At 63.3% G+C, this 14,604-nt stretch carries 16 protein-coding genes; 7 read left to right on the forward strand and 9 right to left on the reverse strand.

All coding sequences use genetic code 11. The features are described 5' to 3' along the window. Positions 1 to 110: 110 nt before the first annotated feature. The 8 genes from JXA24_05570 to JXA24_05605 form a co-directional block, all read right to left on the reverse strand. Entirely contained in the window at positions 111 to 614 is a 504-nt protein-coding gene (locus JXA24_05570) for a thermonuclease family protein (GenBank protein MBN1283224.1), read from the reverse strand. Positions 615 to 675: 61 nt separating this feature from the next. Further along, positions 676 to 1,128, reverse strand: a complete 453-nt coding sequence (locus JXA24_05575) for a TIGR00725 family protein (GenBank protein MBN1283225.1) — start codon at positions 1,126 to 1,128, stop codon at positions 676 to 678. Continuing rightward, positions 1,128 to 2,273, reverse strand: a complete 1,146-nt coding sequence (locus tag JXA24_05580; protein ID MBN1283226.1) for a DUF362 domain-containing protein — start codon at positions 2,271 to 2,273, stop codon at positions 1,128 to 1,130. The genes JXA24_05575 and JXA24_05580 overlap by 1 nt, the downstream gene beginning before the upstream one ends. Positions 2,274 to 2,341: 68 nt before the next feature. Further along, complete coding sequence (gene mtnA / locus JXA24_05585) at positions 2,342 to 3,436, reverse strand: S-methyl-5-thioribose-1-phosphate isomerase (protein ID MBN1283227.1); 1,095 nt, start codon at positions 3,434 to 3,436, stop codon at positions 2,342 to 2,344. A 110-nt stretch (positions 3,437 to 3,546) separates the two neighbouring features. Next, complete coding sequence (gatB, locus tag JXA24_05590) at positions 3,547 to 4,986, reverse strand: Asp-tRNA(Asn)/Glu-tRNA(Gln) amidotransferase subunit GatB (protein ID MBN1283228.1); 1,440 nt, start codon at positions 4,984 to 4,986, stop codon at positions 3,547 to 3,549. Between the two features lie 37 nt (positions 4,987 to 5,023). Next, entirely contained in the window at positions 5,024 to 6,490 is a 1,467-nt protein-coding gene (gatA, locus tag JXA24_05595; GenBank protein ID MBN1283229.1) for an Asp-tRNA(Asn)/Glu-tRNA(Gln) amidotransferase subunit GatA, read from the reverse strand. A 1-nt stretch (position 6,491) separates the two neighbouring features. Continuing rightward, positions 6,492 to 6,803 carry an Asp-tRNA(Asn)/Glu-tRNA(Gln) amidotransferase subunit GatC gene (gene gatC / locus JXA24_05600; protein ID MBN1283230.1) on the reverse strand — a complete coding sequence of 104 codons (312 nt, stop codon included), beginning with the start codon at positions 6,801 to 6,803 and terminating at the stop codon, positions 6,492 to 6,494. A 49-nt stretch (positions 6,804 to 6,852) separates the two neighbouring features. After that, positions 6,853 to 7,155, reverse strand: coding sequence for a zf-TFIIB domain-containing protein (locus JXA24_05605; protein MBN1283231.1), 303 nt, complete (start codon positions 7,153 to 7,155; stop codon positions 6,853 to 6,855). Positions 7,156 to 7,259: 104 nt separating this feature from the next. Between JXA24_05605 and JXA24_05610 the strand changes: the two genes are divergently transcribed. From JXA24_05610 to JXA24_05630, 5 genes are all read left to right on the forward strand, one after another. Beyond that, positions 7,260 to 8,075 carry a prepilin peptidase gene (locus JXA24_05610; protein MBN1283232.1) on the forward strand — a complete coding sequence of 272 codons (816 nt, stop codon included), beginning with the start codon at positions 7,260 to 7,262 and terminating at the stop codon, positions 8,073 to 8,075. Between the two features lie 171 nt (positions 8,076 to 8,246). Next, the gene (locus tag JXA24_05615) at positions 8,247 to 8,465 is read left to right on the forward strand and encodes a helix-turn-helix transcriptional regulator (GenBank protein ID MBN1283233.1); all 219 of its coding nucleotides are present in this window, start codon (positions 8,247 to 8,249) and stop codon (positions 8,463 to 8,465) included. Between the two features lie 87 nt (positions 8,466 to 8,552). Then, positions 8,553 to 9,092: a tetratricopeptide repeat protein gene (locus JXA24_05620; GenBank protein MBN1283234.1), complete on the forward strand. Its 540-nt coding sequence runs from the start codon at positions 8,553 to 8,555 to the stop codon at positions 9,090 to 9,092. A 15-nt stretch (positions 9,093 to 9,107) separates the two neighbouring features. After that, on the forward strand, positions 9,108 to 10,592 hold the full coding sequence (locus JXA24_05625; protein MBN1283235.1) for a tetratricopeptide repeat protein: 1,485 nt from the start codon (positions 9,108 to 9,110) through the stop codon (positions 10,590 to 10,592). A 15-nt stretch (positions 10,593 to 10,607) separates the two neighbouring features. Then, on the forward strand, positions 10,608 to 11,459 hold the full coding sequence (locus JXA24_05630) for an AAA family ATPase (protein ID MBN1283236.1): 852 nt from the start codon (positions 10,608 to 10,610) through the stop codon (positions 11,457 to 11,459). On the opposite strand, the gene JXA24_05635 is transcribed toward JXA24_05630, so the two are convergent. Further along, positions 11,460 to 12,542, reverse strand: coding sequence for a hypothetical protein (locus JXA24_05635; protein ID MBN1283237.1), 1,083 nt, complete (start codon positions 12,540 to 12,542; stop codon positions 11,460 to 11,462). Between the two features lie 77 nt (positions 12,543 to 12,619). Between JXA24_05635 and JXA24_05640 the strand changes: the two genes are divergently transcribed. Further along, entirely contained in the window at positions 12,620 to 13,888 is a 1,269-nt protein-coding gene (locus tag JXA24_05640) for a histidine--tRNA ligase (protein MBN1283238.1), read from the forward strand. 9 nt (positions 13,889 to 13,897) lie between these two features. After that, positions 13,898 to 14,604: hypothetical protein (locus tag JXA24_05645; GenBank protein MBN1283239.1), on the forward strand; the 707-nt coding region annotated here is incomplete at its 3' end.

A 14,604-nucleotide genomic window follows, 5' to 3' on the forward strand; every position in this document is an offset into this window, starting at 1 on the left:
GGTTTTGTTTGGAATTTGGTGCCTGGTAATTGGTGCTTATTTGGTAATTGGTGCTTGGGATTTGGAATTTTATTTGTGGGGTCCCCCGATCCGATGCCACCCGAAGCATATCAGCGTTTCTGATTTTTCTTTCTCCACCTGTACGGTTCTTCGAAGGTCGGCTTGGGGGCGACCTTGGAGGCCTCGAGGATCTGCAGGGCGAACCCGGGCATGCCGTTGTCGCCGTAGTGTGAGACGGTCTCGTGGGCCAGCCCTCTCTTTACGATCATGACGCCGAGCAGCTCTCCGTCGAGCAGCACGTGGGCCAGCGTCCGGCCGTACTTGTCCTTCCCCGCGCGCACGATAAGCACCCTCTTCGCGCGCCTGATCGCATCCTCTGTGAAGGCGGCCGCCTCTCTGCCCCCTTCCTGGTCTCTTTGGATCCCGTGGCGCGGGTGGCTGATCTCAGGGGCGTCGATTCCGAGCACGCGGATGTCCTCGCCCGCGCACGAGAAGGTGTCGCCGTCGTCGAAATCGATCTTCTTCAGCGGGCACTGGAACGCATCGAGCTTCTTGTAGGGGCCCTTTTTCGCCGACCTGGAGTGGGCGGCGGGGGAGATGAGAAGGAAGGTCAAGGCTAAGGCTAAGGCTGAGGTTAAGGTTAAGGCTGAGCGAAGAGATTTGTTCAATTGCGCCTCACATGAATATGCGCTCGCACTCGTCGAGAGCTGCGTCTGCGTCCGCGACCGGCGTAACGCCCTTTATGTCCCATGTGCCTATGCCCAGCACCGGCTTGCCCGCGGCCCTCGCGAGCGCGATCTCGGACAGCGTGCCGTACGCGCCGCCGATGGCGATCAGGGCCTGTGCCGTATGCGCGATTATCGCGTTTCTCGCGTGGCCCATGTTGGTGGCCACGGAGATGTCCACGAAGCGGTTGGCGGCTGATGGGTCCGCCTGCGGCACTATGCCGACCACCGTGCCGCCGGCCTTGGATGCCCCGCGGGACGCGGCTTCCATGACGCCGGTGAGCCCGCCGGTGACCAGTATCCATCCGCGCCTGCCGATGAGCTCTCCTGCGCGCTCCGCGGCCTCCGCTTCCTTCACCGACGCCTTCGATCCTCCGATCACGCCTATTATCGTCTTCCTCATCATCCCTCCGCTTCTAGCCTCGCTCGCCTGTCCGCCAGCGCGCGCCATATCTTGAGAGGCAAGCTCTTCCTTATGTCAATCGCCTTGTGCGGGCACGCCTCGTGGCAGCAGAAGCACTGGATGCATCGGCGCTTCGCTATGACAGGCGGCCCCGATTCGTCCGGCCAGTCGATCGCCGACACCGGGCAGGAGCGCACGCACAGGCCGCAGTGCACGCAGCGAGATCGTGCGATCACCGGCTGCGCGTTGAGCCTCTTCCATATGAGGCGGGTGACGAAATGCGATATGCGCCAGTGGCGGATGCCCCTTGTGTAGGTCGCGGGGAGCGCAAAATCCGGCGTCCGAAGCCTCTCGATCGGGTCGCCGGCAATATCCAGCCCGTCGCTTTCGTTCCAAAGCCCTCTTTCAACTGCTATCCTTATTGTATCCACCTCCATGGGGGGGAGCCCGATCAGGGAACATGAGGCGCGATCTACCGCATGCATGTTCGTGCCCGCCACAATGACGCCCAGTTCGCGCAGCGGGCCGCCCGACGGTCCGTTGCCCTCCATAGCCACGATCCCGTCGACTATTGAGAGGTCGGGCCTCACCGTTTCCGCGACCCTTACGCACATCTCCGAGAACTCGTACGGCTTCGGGTTGCTCGCGTGCAGGGCGGACTTCTGGAGGCCGCAGATGCAGCCGTACATGTTCTTCACGGCGAGAGTCATGACCGTCAAGCTGTGGGTCTTGAACTTTGGCAGGTTGACGACGAAGTCCGCGGCGAGCGGGACCTTGGATATGAGAAATCCGGCGCGCTCCTCGCTGCCCGCAGCCTCGAACGGGCGCTCGATGAGCCCCTCGCGCCTGCAGGCATCGCGGATGCCCGTGGTCTCCCACACCTGGTCGATGGGATGCACGCCGTTGGGGCTGTCGCCAACCCAGACCGTGGCGCCGGCCGCCTTGAATATCCTGCCCGCCGCTGCGACGAACTCGGGGTGCGTGGTCGTCGCCATCGAAACCGCGAACGCGCCGAGCATGTTCGGCTTGAGCAGCACGGTCCTTCCGCGCACGGAGGCGAGATCGAAACCGGCCGCATCTATGGCCATTTTGATCGACGCCTCGAGAGCGGGGGGTTCGTAATCGCGCTGCCCTACTATCGCCACCCTGTGCTGCATGGACCGGATAATGCCTCGCCGCATCGCAGAATACAAGCGACTCTGAACACGGATTTTCAGTCGCCGGAGGGCGCCGCGCGGCCGATCAGGGAGGCGATGGATTCCGGGTAGGGCGGCCGTGCGACTCCGCGGTCGGTGATGATGGCGGTGACGAGCTCGGCCGGGGTCACGTCAAATGCTGGGTTGTAGACCTTGACGAGGTTCGGCGTGATCTGCACGGAGCCGATGTGCGTGATCTCGGCGGCGTCGCGCTCCTCGATCGGTATGTCGTCGCCGCCCGCGATCCCGGGATCGACGGTCGAGAGGGGGGCGGCCACGTAGAACGGGATCTCGTGTCGCCTGGCCAGCACCGCGACCTGGTAGGTCCCGATCTTGTTGGCCACGTCGCCGTTGGCCGCTATGCGGTCCGCGCCCACGATGCAGGCGCCGATCTTCCCCTGCCTCATGAGGCTGCCGGCCATTGTGTCGCTTATCACGGTGACCTCGATGCCGTGCTTCTGCAGCTCCCAGGCGGTCAGCTTAGCGCCCTGGAGCCTCGGGCGAGTCTCGTCCGCGTACACGTGTATCCGCTTGCCCGCTTCGTTTGCCGCGTAGATGATCCCCAGCGCGGTGCCGTAGCCCGCGGTGGCGAGCGCCCCTGCGTTGCAGTGGGTGAGCACGGTCATGCGGTCCCCGACGAAGGGCTGCCCGTTCCTCCCGATCCTGCGGTTGGACTCTATGTCCTCGGCGTAGATCGCGAGCGCCTCCTCCTTGAGGAGCCTCGTTATTTCAGCCGGGGGCCTGTCCTTGTTTGCCAGGGCGCAGGCCTTCATCCGGTCGACCGCCCAGAAGAGGTTGACCGCGGTGGGGCGGGTGTCGGCCATGCGGTTGCATACGACGATGAGCTTCTCGTAGAATGCGTCGAAACCCTCGACCCCTATCCCCATGGCTCCGAGCGCCACGCCCATCGCCGCCGCGACGCCGATCGCCGGCGCGCCGCGCACCACCATGTTCCGGATCGCCTGGGCCACGCCGAGGTAGTCCTCGAATGCTACGTATATCTCCTCGGTGGGGAGCCTGCGCTGGTCGAGCATCACCACCTTGTCGTCCTTCCACTCTATCGTCTTGATGAGGTCCACAGTCACTCCTTGTGATGAGTTTGCTGGCGGCATCAGCATCCTGCGCCGGCTCCCGCGAAAAAAAGTCCCCCTTTTTCCGATGAACCTGTAAAAAGGTGGCGCTTTTTTTCGCTCGCGCCGTCCCGACTCGCAGAGGCCGCACTCTATTTGAGTTTCCTTTTCAAAAGTTCGTTGACCAATTCCGGATTGGCCGTGCCTTCCGTCGCTTTCATTATCTGCCCGACGAAAAATCCTAACACCGCTTTCTTGCCGGAACGGTATTGTTCGAGCTGTTTGGGATTTGCTGCGATTGCATCATCGATGTGTTTCTCAATGATCTTTGAGTCTGTGTTTTGCTGAAGATTTTTCGACTCTATGAGGCCGCGAATATCAACTCCTTCCCCTCGATACATCGCGGCGAAAATTGTTTTCGCAGTCTTGCCGGATATGGTTCCATCTTCGATGAGTCCGATCAATTCTGCCAATTTCTCCGGCCCGATGGGACACGCGGCTATGCCTTCCTCGGACTCCTTGAGCTCGCGCAGGAGCTCCGAGATGATCCAGTTGGCCGCCTTCTTCGGAGGGGCGCCGCAGGCTGCCGTCTCCTCGAAGTAATCCGCGAGCCTCTTGTCCTCGGTCATGATGAGGGCATCCGCCTCTGTGATCCCGTAGTCCCTCGTGAAGCGCATGGCCTTGGCGTGGGCCAGCTCGGGGAGAGTCGCGCGCACGCGTCCGATCCATTTCTCGTCGACCGTCAGCGGCATGAGGTCCGGGTCGGGGAAGTAGCGGTAGTCGTGCGCCTCCTCCTTGCTGCGCATGGATTCGGTCCTGCCGGCCGCGTCGTTCCAGAGCCTTGTCTCCTGGACCACTTTCCCGCCGCCGTCCACGACCTTTATCTGGCGCTCGATCTCGTAGGCGACGGCCCTCTCGACCGCCTTGAAGGAGTTGAGGTTCTTCATCTCGGCGCGCGTGCCGAACTCCCTCTGGCCCACGGGCCTGATCGATATGTTGGCGTCGCAGCGGAAGTTCCCCTCCTGCAGGTTGCCCTCGCACACCCCGAGGTAGACGAGCACGTTGCGAAGCGTGCGCAGGTAGTCGCCCGCCTCCCCCGGCGAGCGCATGTCGGGGCCCGATACGATCTCGATGAGCGGGACGCCGCAGCGGTTGAAGTCGACGTGGCTCTTCTCCGGGTGGCCGTAGTCGTGCATGAGCTTGCCCGCGTCCTCCTCGAGGTGGATGCGGATGAGCGGGAACTCACTGTCGGTGCGCTTCGTCTTCACCTTCACCGAGCCGCCGGTGCACAGCGGCGACTCGTACTGGGATATCTGGTAGCCCTTGGGGAGGTCGGGGTAGAAGTAGTTCTTCCTGGCGAAGATGCTCCTTGCGTGGATCTTGCACCCGAGGGCCAGCCCCACCTTTATGGCCATCTCCACAGCGCCGGCGTTCACCGTCGGGAGGGTGCCGGGGTGACCGGTGCAGACCGGGCAGACCGTCGTGTTGGGCGGCGCGTCCTTCAGGTTCGAGGCGCAGGCGCAGAACATCTTGCTGCGCGTCGCCAGCTGCGCGTGCACCTCAAGCCCTATGACCGCTTCGTATCTCGCCATCGTTCCTCATGATCCCCCATCGAGGGGGAGTGCACCTCTAGTCTTCAACCGGCACCTTTGTGTGCCACTCCGTGGCCCGCTCGTAGGCGTAGGCCATGTTGAGGAGTTCCGCCTCCTCAAGCGGCCTGCCGATGAGCTGCATGCCTATGGGCAGCGCCGATTTCGTCACGCCGCACGGCATCGAGAGGCCGGGCAGGCCGGCCAGGTTCACCGGTATGGTGAATATGTCGTTGAGATACATCCTGATCGGGTCGTCGATCTTCTCGCCCAGCCGGAAAGGGGGCGTGGGCGTCACCGGCGCGATGATGGCGTCGCACTCCTTGAAGGCTTCGAGGAAGTCCCCCTTGATGAGCGTTCGCGCCTTCCGCGCCTTGAGATAGTAGGCGTCGTAGTAGCCCGACGAGAGCACGTAGGTACCCAGCACGATGCGGAGCGCCACCTCGGGCCCGAAACCCTCGGTCCTGCTGTCGGAGAAGAGGGCGTCGAGATCCTTCGCGTTTCTGGAGCCATGGCCGTAGCGCACGCCGTCGTAGCGGGCGAGGTTCGCCGAGGCCTCGGCCGGCGCGATTATGTAGTAGCAGGCAAGCGAGTATCTGGTGTGGGGCAGCGAGATGTCGATCACCTTTGCCCCGAGGCGGGCGAGCACGTCGGATGCCGCCCGGACCGCGGACTCCACTTCGGGGTCGATGCCCTCCACGAAATATTCCCTGGGCACTCCGACGGTCTTGCCCCTCACGTCCCCGGTGAGCGACGCCGCGTAGTCGGGGACCGGCGCGGGGATGGTCGTGGCGTCGAGCTCGTCGTGCCCCGCGACCGCCCCGAGCATCGCGGCGCAGTCACGCACGTCGCGGGCCATGGGGCCGACCTGGTCGAGCGAGCTCGCGAAGGCGATTATCCCGTAGCGGCTGATCCTGCCGTAGGTGGGCTTGAGCCCCACGACTCCGCAGAAGGCCGCGGGCTGGCGCACGGAGCCGCCGGTGTCCGTGCCGAGCGAGACCGGGGTGAGACCGGCCGCCACCGCGGCGGCTGAACCGCCGCTGGATCCCCCCGGAGTGAGGGATCTGTCCCACGGGTTTTTCACCGGGCCGAACGCGGAGAACTCGTTCGACGACCCCATCGCGAACTCGTCCATGGAGAGCTTGCCGGTCATCACCGCGCCGGAGGCCTTGAGTTTCGCCACAACGGTCCCGTCGTACGGGGGCACGTAGTTTTCGAGGATGCGCGAGCAGCAGGTGGTGCGCACGCCCTTTGTGACGAAGATGTCCTTGATGGCGATCGGCACCCCGGTCAGGGCGGTCGCGCCTTCGCCCCGGGCTAGGCGGGCGTCGGCCGCCTTCGCCGCCTCCATCGCCGCCTCGGGGCAGAGGGTGACGAACGAGTTTATGGACGGGTCGCGCTCCTCTATCTCGGCGAGGTATTCGCGGGTCAGCTCGACCGAGCTTATCTTCCGCCCCTTGAGGAGCTCCGCGAGCTGAGCCAGACCCTTTTTGCAGAGTTCCCGCATGTCACTCGCTTTCGATAACGCGCGGCACCTGGACGTAGGGACCGTCGCGCTCGGGCGCGTCGGCCGTGGTGCTGTCCGGGTCGTCGAACGTGCGGACCTCGTCCTGGCGGAGCACCGGCCTGAAATCCACCGCGTGCGACGTGGGCTCGATCCCCGAGGTGTCGAGCTCGGAGAGCTGCTCCACGTACTCGAGCACCGAGGCGGCCTTCTCGACGAACCTCTTCATCTCCGCCTCGTCGAACGCGAGTTTCGCGAGCCTCGCCGTCTTCTCCACCGCGGCGTTCTTCCGGTCTCTCTTTGCAGTGTCGGACATAATGAGATGTAGAGGGTTCCCTCTTCCTGCCGGCGGCTCGCAGGGCCGGTCAGAACTTGAAGATGTCGAGGAAGGCCTCGAGTATCCGCTTTTCCTTGCCGCAGAGGCTCTCCAGCGTGCCTCGCAGGAGGAGGACGCTTCCGCAGTTGAAGCACTTGTGTATCGTCTGGCCCTTGAAGCTTATCTCCTCCAGCTCCATGCCGCAGTTGCCGCACCTGCGCCAGTGCAGGAGCCTGTGCCTCTCGGCCTCCTCCTTGGCCATCTGCTTGCGCCTGAGCTCGGCGATCTTGTGCCTCTTCCTCAGGTCGTCCCGCTCAAAATATGACGATTCAGGCCGCGGCGGCTTCGGCACCCATGCCTCCTAGCTCGTATGCCCCGCGCTTATCACAGCCGATACGCCGTGGCAAGGCCGGCAGGAGGTTGTGCGCAAGCCTTTGGCGTGGTAGATCTCTGCATATGCATCTTCAGGTGCTCGAGAATTTCCCGCCCTGGACGCTCTATCTCCTGGCTGGCCTCATGGGGGCGGTGCTCGGGAGCTTCGCGGGCGTATGCATCTGGCGCATGCCAAGGGATGAATCGGTGGTGTGGCCTCCGTCGCACTGCCCCGCCTGCGGCCGCAGGCTGTCCTGGTGGGAGAACATTCCGCTCGTGAGCTATGCGATCCTCAGGGCCAGGTGCCGAACCTGCCGCGCCTGGATATCGCCCCGCTACCCCATCGTCGAGCTGGCCATGGTCCTGCTCTCCCTGTTCGCGTGGTGGCATTTTCAGGAGCCCCTGCGGTACCTGGTCTACCTGTGCCTGTTCATCCTGCCGATGCTCATCGTAACGGGGATAGACCTGTATCACTGCATAATACCCGATTCCATCACCATCCCTGGCATAGCTGCAGGGTTCATAGTCAAGCTCCTCCTCGACGGGGGGGAGCCGGCCTGTCTCTGGAGGGCTGTGGATTCGTTGGCCGGGATCGTCGTCGGAGGGGGGGCGCTCTACCTTGTGGCCCTCGCCTATGAGAAGATCCGCAGGCAGGAGGGGCTGGGCGGCGGCGATGTGAAGCTCATCGCCATGATCGGGGCATTCTTCGGCTGGAAGGCGGCGCTCTTGGCGCTCTTCATCGCCTCGTTTCTGGGCTCGTTCGTGGGGCTGATCGTAGTTATCGCCCTTCGCAAGGACCTCAAATATGCCATACCTTTCGGGCCCTTCCTGGCGACGGCAGGGGTTGTATACCTCTTTTTCGGCGATCGCCTGATCGCCTGGTATGCCAGGTTTTTCTAGCTAAAAACAGCAGGTTATTCACAATTTTTAAAGTTAATTATGTTTAATTAATATAAATTGATGATATAATTTTAGATAATTAATAAAAATCCTTGACCATTATGCTGCTTTTGAGTCAATTTATATCAACGGCCGCGCGGCGGCCGTATTAATCTTACATAAGGCGCTCTTATGGCAAAGGAAATAGCGGTGGTTCCCAACAACGTGAATCGCTTCCGTGAGGAGCTGCTCATGAGCAAGGCCGAGCTCGCGCGCAAGGCCGGGCTGTCGGCACTCACGATCGATCGCGTCGAGAGCGGCATGCACTGCAGGATGGATACCAAGCGCAAGATACTGCTGGCCCTCGGCCTCAAGCTCACCGACAAAGACCGCGTCTTTCCTGAAGCTTAGGCAATCATCTCTTTGTTTTCACCTTTCACCTTTGAGCTGTTTCCGATTGCTTATGCGATATCTTTCGTGTAATGCAGAAGCAAGGCTATGCATCCAGAACTGCTCAACAATTCTCTCTTTCTCAGGTACTACAAACAGTGGCAGGACGATCCCGGCTCAATAGTCTTCGCGCCGATCTCGCAGTACTTCCTCATGTACGGGATGATCGACGCGGCATTCTCCGTCTGCCGCGAGGGCGTGAAGCGGCATCCTGAGCTCATAAGCGGCAGGCTGGTCATGGCGCGCATACACCTGGCGCGCGGCAACTGGGAGGAGGCGGAGGCGGAGCTGCGCGCCGTGCTCTCCGTGAGGGCCGACAACGGCACCGCCATCAGTATGATGGACGAGATCGCTGCCATGCGCAGGGCCGAGAGGGAGGATGGCAGGGCCCAGCCCAGGGTTGCCCAGGTGGAACCTGGCGATCTCATCGCCGGCCGGCCGTCGTGGAATACCGTCACCATGGCGGGGATCCTCGCCGCCCAGGGACACCGCGATGAGGCGCGCGAGATATACCGGTCCATACTCACGAGTGACCCCGCCAACAAGGCCGCGTTGGCCGGCATGGAGGCCTTGGGCCATGCGGGCTAGGGTGCTGCCTAACAGATGACTATCCTCAACAAGGAAAAGATCCTGGAGCAGGCAAAGGCCTTTGTCGACGAGGGCAGGCTCGACAAGGCGATCCGGGAATACGAAAAGATCACCCTCGCAGATCCCTCCGACCTGAGGGTGAAGCTTCGGGTCGCTGAGCTCTACACCAAGCGCAAGCAGATAGGGGACGCGATCCGCATATACCGCGAGGTGGCCAACTCGTACACAGCGGACGGTTTTTTGCTCAAGGCGGTCACCGTCTACAAGAACATCCTCCGGCTCAACCCCTCCCTCATCGAGGTCAACGAGGAGCTCGCGGGGCTCTATGAGAAGATGGGGCTCATGCAGGACGCGGTCAGGCAGTACGACATCCTCGCTTCCACCCTGGACATGAAGGGGATGCCTGAGAAGGTCATCGATATACGCCGCAAGATCGTGGCGCTCAATCCGGAGGACGGATCGGCCAGGGTGAAGCTCGCCGAGACTTTCCAGCGCGAGGGCAGGACCGAGGAGGCGATCGACCAGTACGAGGACTACGCGGCCAGGCTGGAGAGAGCGGGCGCCGACAGGAGAAAGCTGGCCGACGTCTTCGAGAAGATACTCGCGCACAGGCCCAAGAACTATGACCTGATGAGAAAGCTCATCTCCATCTACGAGGAGCTTGCCGATCACAAGAAGGCGCTCAGGTGGCTGGAGGAGGGCAAGGAGATGAGCGAGCAGGATCCGGACCTGCTCAAGCTCGCGGCCGCAATATACACCTCGCAGAACCAGGTCGAGACCGCGCGCGGGAAGTATATGCTGCTCGCCGATCTCGAGACCGAAAACGGCAATCCGGAGAAGGCCCTCGACGCCTATTTCGAGATACTGGTGATGCTCCCCGACGAGGAGGACAGGCTCTTCAAGAGGGTGGAGGAGATAAAGCCGGGCGCCATGCCCGGGATGCTGGAGAGGGCTGCGAAGCGGCGCCTCGAGCTGGAGGCTGAGGAGGAGAGGCGCCAGATCGAGGAGGAGACGGAGAAGACCCAAAGGGAGGTGGCTGAGAGGGAGGAGAGGGAGGATGCGGAGAGGCTGGCGCGCAGGCCCAGGCCGAAGGCCGCGCCCGCTGCAAAGCCTGAACCTCAACCTCAACCTCAACCTCAACCGGAGCCCCAGACAAGGCCGGACCGCTCGCGCGCCGACTCGGCGTACAAACTCGGGCTTGCCTACAGGAAGATGGGGCTCGAGAAGGAGTCGTGCGCAGAATTCGCAAAGGCGCTTAAGATATACAGCGCATGCGCAGGGGCCGGCATGGCGGACGACGAGATGAAGGGGCGCATCAGGGAGATGGAGGCGCAGATCTCGGGCGACGCCGCTGCCGCCGCGACGCCAAAGGACCGGCCCGTCGCCCCGTCGGCTGCCGGGCCTCTGGACGCCGAGGACGAGACCGAGAAGGGCCCTGTCAGGGAGGCGCCCGCAAAGGACAGCGGGGCCAGGGGCAAGAAGAAGGTGTCGTTCATCTGATCTGTTCGGAGGACCATGGACCACCTTGCATACTACGATCTGAAGGAAGAGCCGTTCTCGATCGTGCCGCTCACGAATTTTTACTATCACAACGAGCAGCACGATCAGGCCTTCATGCGCCTGAGGCGCTCGGTCGAGGGCATGAAGGGGCTCGCGGTGCTCGTCGGCGACGTGGGCACCGGGAAGACCCTGCTCGCCCGCAGGCTCCTCGAGTCCCTGCCCGAAGAGCAGTACGAGGCGGCGCTGCTGGTCGTGCTCCACTCGACCGTCACGGGCAGCTGGCTGATAAAAAGGGTCGCCCAGCAGATGGGGGTCGCCGACACGGAGAGCGACAAGGCGGAGCTCATCGGCAGGCTCTACGAGCGGCTGAACGAAATATCGGAGGAGGGCAGGCGCGCGGTGGTGCTCATCGACGAGGCGCACATGCTGCGCTCGCCGGAGACGCTCGAGGAGGTGAGGGGGCTCTTGAACCTCGAGCTCGCCGACTCCAAGCTCCTCTCCATCGTCATGTTCGGAATGCCGGAGCTCGACCAGCGCCTCTCGTCCGAGCCTGCTCTCAAGCAGCGCATGGCGGTCCGGTTTCCGCTCAAGAACTTCACGCCCGATGTGCTCGCGGACTACGTCAGGTTCCGCACCTTTCACGCCGGCTCCAACAGGCAGATATTCTCGGGGGGCGCGATCGAGGCGATCTTCGATTTCACCAGGGGCAATCCGAGGCTCGTGAACGTCGTCAGCGACAACGCCCTCTTCGAGGGCTACGTTCGCCGCGCCGGGCTGCCGCTGGGGCGAGAGATCGTGCAGGGAGTGGCCGCGGACCTTGGCCTTCCCCCGCTCGATCCGACCGACGAGCCTGCCGAGAGAAGATGATCAGATCTGATCGACCACTGCGAAATCCGAATCGGTGCGCATGCGGACGAAGACGAAGGACGGTATCCCGCCTCCCCTGGGGACGTCGGGGTGTATGAGGACCTGCACCGGCTCCATGGCGGGGTAATCGTCGTCGCTCACCCCCGCGCCGTCGGGGATGTCGTAGTAATACATCGACAAGGCGAGGGACAGCTGCTGCCACTGATCGGAGTTGGGCGAGTAGAACGCGAATGCGCCTGTGGTGTTGTCCTCCATGTCGCCGTTGAAGATGCCGCCCGCCGTGATCACCGCCTGGTCGTACGCGGTGAGATCATCGTCGCCCAGGAAGATGCGCCTCTCCGCGTCGAGGAAGACCGCGTGATTCGGATCCGAGGGCGAGGCGGGCGCGAACTGCCCATCCGCAAAGATGACGGCATCGTAGTAGGAGGCGGGAGGGGCGGAATCGTACTCATCCGGGTCCGCCTTGAACAGCTCCACCTTGTCGCGGTTGTTCGTGAACCATATCCGGTTTCTGATCACCGAGCCCAGCGCCTGGGCGGTCGGGCTTTCGCTGGCCTCCGTGACGAGCCCCGAGCCCTCGTCGACCTGCGCCTCGCCTGCGATCTCACCGCCGGCCTCCGCCACGAGTATCTGTATCAGCGACTGCGGCGGGACCGTCACCTCGTAGGTCAGCCCCAGGGCCTCCCCGTCCGCGGCGCATGTGATTCCGGTCACCCCGGGCGCGGTCGGGATTATCCTCACTCCGCTCCCTGCCGCTTCAGTCGAAAAGCCGGGCCTTGGCACTATGCGCACGATGTCCTTGTCCGACACGCAGGTCAGGGTCGCCCCCGAGAAGTCCCTCGGGTCGCCGCTCGCCTCTGTTATGATTATCTCGTCGCGGCCGTCCGCCACGCCGCCGACAGCCAAGAGCAGCTTTGCCGCGGGGTCTGCCACCCTGCTGGGGAGCACCGATTGTCGCTCATCTTCGCTTTCCCCGCCGCCGCCGAAAAGGCCCATGATTCCGGAAAAGGGGTTGTAGCAGCCAGCTATGAAGAGGGCCGCGAGGAGGAGAGAGGCTGCGCGCATTTTGAACATCTTCTCCATTGTATTGATTTTCCCCTTTTATATCAAGGTATTTACGTTGACCGCCGGTTTTTCATCTGGTAATCGTCTCCATCGTAATGTGCAGCTCACCAAGAAAATTCCAGGCTATCAAGGGGATGGCCGACATCCTGCCGCCGGACTCCGCCCTCTGGCAGCGGGTCGAGGCGACCGCCAGGCGGGTCTTTGCCAACTACGGCTACGACGAGATCCGCACGCCGATCGCGGAGCCGACCGAGCTCTTCCGCCGCGGCGTGGGCGAGAGCACCTCGATCGTGGAGAAGGAGATGTACTCGTTCGAGGACCAGGGGGGCGACTCGATCGCGCTCAGGCCCGAGGGGACCGCATCGGTGGTGCGCGCGTATATAGAATCGGGCGTCGCCGCCTCGGACCCTGTGGCATCCTACTACTACATGGGCCCCATGTTCCGCAGGGAGCGGCCCCAGAAGGGGCGCCAGAGGCAGTTTCATCAGATCGGCGTCGAGCTCTTCGGGGTGGCGGGACCCCTTGCGGACGCGGAAGTTATCGCCATGTTCGACCACTTCCTCCGGGAGCTGGACGCCCCATCGATAACGCTGGAGATCAACTCGCTCGGCTGCCCGGCCTGCAGGCCGTCGTTCGACAGGGCGCTGCTCGATTATCTGCACAGGCACAAGGGATCGCTCTGCGCCGACTGCAACCGCAGGATCGAGCGGAACCCCATGCGCGCCCTCGACTGCAAAAACGAGGGGTGCAGGCACCTGATCGACAAGGCCCCGGTCATTTCGGAGTTCTGGTGCGGCGATTGCATCGCCCACTTCGACGCGGTCAAGCGCGAGCTGGGGCTCCTTGCGATCGAGTACAGGCAGAACCCGAGGATCGTGCGCGGCCTGGACTACTACATGCGCACCGCGTTCGAGTTCACCACCGACAGGCTCGGCGCGCAGAACGCGGTCGCTGCGGGCGGCCGATACGACGGGCTGGTCAGGGCACTCGGAGGCCCTGACGTGGCCGGGGTGGGCTGCGCCCTCGGCATAGAGAGGCTCATCCTCCTCCTCAAGCAGCACGGCGAGGAGGTGAAGAGCCCGCCGGTCTTCTTCGCGATGCTGGGGGAGTCGGCGCGCGAGGCCATGCTGCCGGTGATCCAGGCGCTCAGGGCTGCCGGCGTGAGGGTCGAGTGGGACTACTCTGCGCGATCGCTCAAGTCGCAGATGCGCCGCGCCGACAGGAAAGGGGCGCGCGCGGTCGTGATCGTGGGCGACGACGAGGTGGCGAAGGGAGAGGTCTCCGTGAAGGAGATGGCGACCGGCGAGCAGAGGGCCGTGAAGCTGGCTGACCTGACCAGGCATTTTGTTAAAGTTGAAGCATGAGAGGAAATCATGAAACGCAGAACGCACACATGCGGCGAGCTCAGGGCCTCTGATGAAGGCAGGAAGGTCGTGCTCCAGGGGTGGGTGGGCGGCAGGCGCGATCTCGGCGGCCTCGTATTCCTGGGGCTCCGCGACCGCTTCGGCACTACGCAGGTGGTGATCAACCCCGGATCGTCGTCCGCCGACGCGGTCAGGGCCGCCGAGGCGCTGCGCTACGAGTACGTGATCGAGGTGGAGGGCAGGGTCTCGAAGAGGCCCGAGGGGCAGACGAACCCACAGATGCAGACAGGCGAGATCGAGGTCGAGGTGGAATCGCTGGCCGTGCTCAACAAGGCCGCGACGCCCCCCTTCATGGTCGAGGACGCGACCGACGCCTCCGAGGACGTGCGCCTCAAGTACCGCTACCTGGACCTGCGCAGGCCGAGGCTGCAACAGATACTCGCCCTCAGGCATCGCACCGCTCAGGTCATACGGTCGTACATGTCGGAGCACGGATTTCTCGAGATCGAGACTCCGGTCCTCACGAAGAGCACGCCCGAGGGGGCGCGCGATTACCTCGTGCCGTCGCGCGTCCACTGCGGCAAGTTTTACGCCCTACCGCAGAGCCCGCAGATATTCAAGCAGCTCCTCATGGTCGCGGGCTGCGACCGCTACTTCCAGATCGTGAAGTGCTTCCGCGACGAGGACCTCCGCGCCGACCGCCAGCCGGAGTTCAC

This window comes from Pseudomonadota bacterium, assembly GCA_016927275.1.
GTDB lineage: Bacteria > UBA10199 > UBA10199 > 2-02-FULL-44-16 > JAAZCA01 > JAFGMW01.

What these genes read in the sequence shown, in the direction of transcription:
- JXA24_05630 (MBN1283236.1), top strand. Translation starts at nt 10,608, where the DNA reads ATGGACCACCTTGCATACTACGATCTGAAGGAAGAGCCGTTCTCGATC.
- gatA (MBN1283229.1), bottom strand. Translation starts at nt 6,490, where the DNA reads ATGCGGGAACTCTGCAAAAAGGGTCTGGCTCAGCTCGCGGAGCTCCTC.
- JXA24_05625 (MBN1283235.1), top strand. Translation starts at nt 9,108, where the DNA reads ATGACTATCCTCAACAAGGAAAAGATCCTGGAGCAGGCAAAGGCCTTT.
- gatC (MBN1283230.1), bottom strand. Translation starts at nt 6,803, where the DNA reads ATGTCCGACACTGCAAAGAGAGACCGGAAGAACGCCGCGGTGGAGAAG.
- JXA24_05575 (MBN1283225.1), bottom strand. Translation starts at nt 1,128, where the DNA reads ATGAGGAAGACGATAATAGGCGTGATCGGAGGATCGAAGGCGTCGGTG.
- JXA24_05640 (MBN1283238.1), top strand. Translation starts at nt 12,620, where the DNA reads ATGTGCAGCTCACCAAGAAAATTCCAGGCTATCAAGGGGATGGCCGAC.
- JXA24_05620 (MBN1283234.1), top strand. Translation starts at nt 8,553, where the DNA reads ATGCATCCAGAACTGCTCAACAATTCTCTCTTTCTCAGGTACTACAAA.
- JXA24_05610 (MBN1283232.1), top strand. Translation starts at nt 7,260, where the DNA reads ATGCATCTTCAGGTGCTCGAGAATTTCCCGCCCTGGACGCTCTATCTC.
- JXA24_05635 (MBN1283237.1), bottom strand. Translation starts at nt 12,542, where the DNA reads ATGGAGAAGATGTTCAAAATGCGCGCAGCCTCTCTCCTCCTCGCGGCC.
- JXA24_05615 (MBN1283233.1), top strand. Translation starts at nt 8,247, where the DNA reads ATGGCAAAGGAAATAGCGGTGGTTCCCAACAACGTGAATCGCTTCCGT.
- gatB (MBN1283228.1), bottom strand. Translation starts at nt 4,986, where the DNA reads ATGGCGAGATACGAAGCGGTCATAGGGCTTGAGGTGCACGCGCAGCTG.
- mtnA (MBN1283227.1), bottom strand. Translation starts at nt 3,436, where the DNA reads ATGCCGCCAGCAAACTCATCACAAGGAGTGACTGTGGACCTCATCAAG.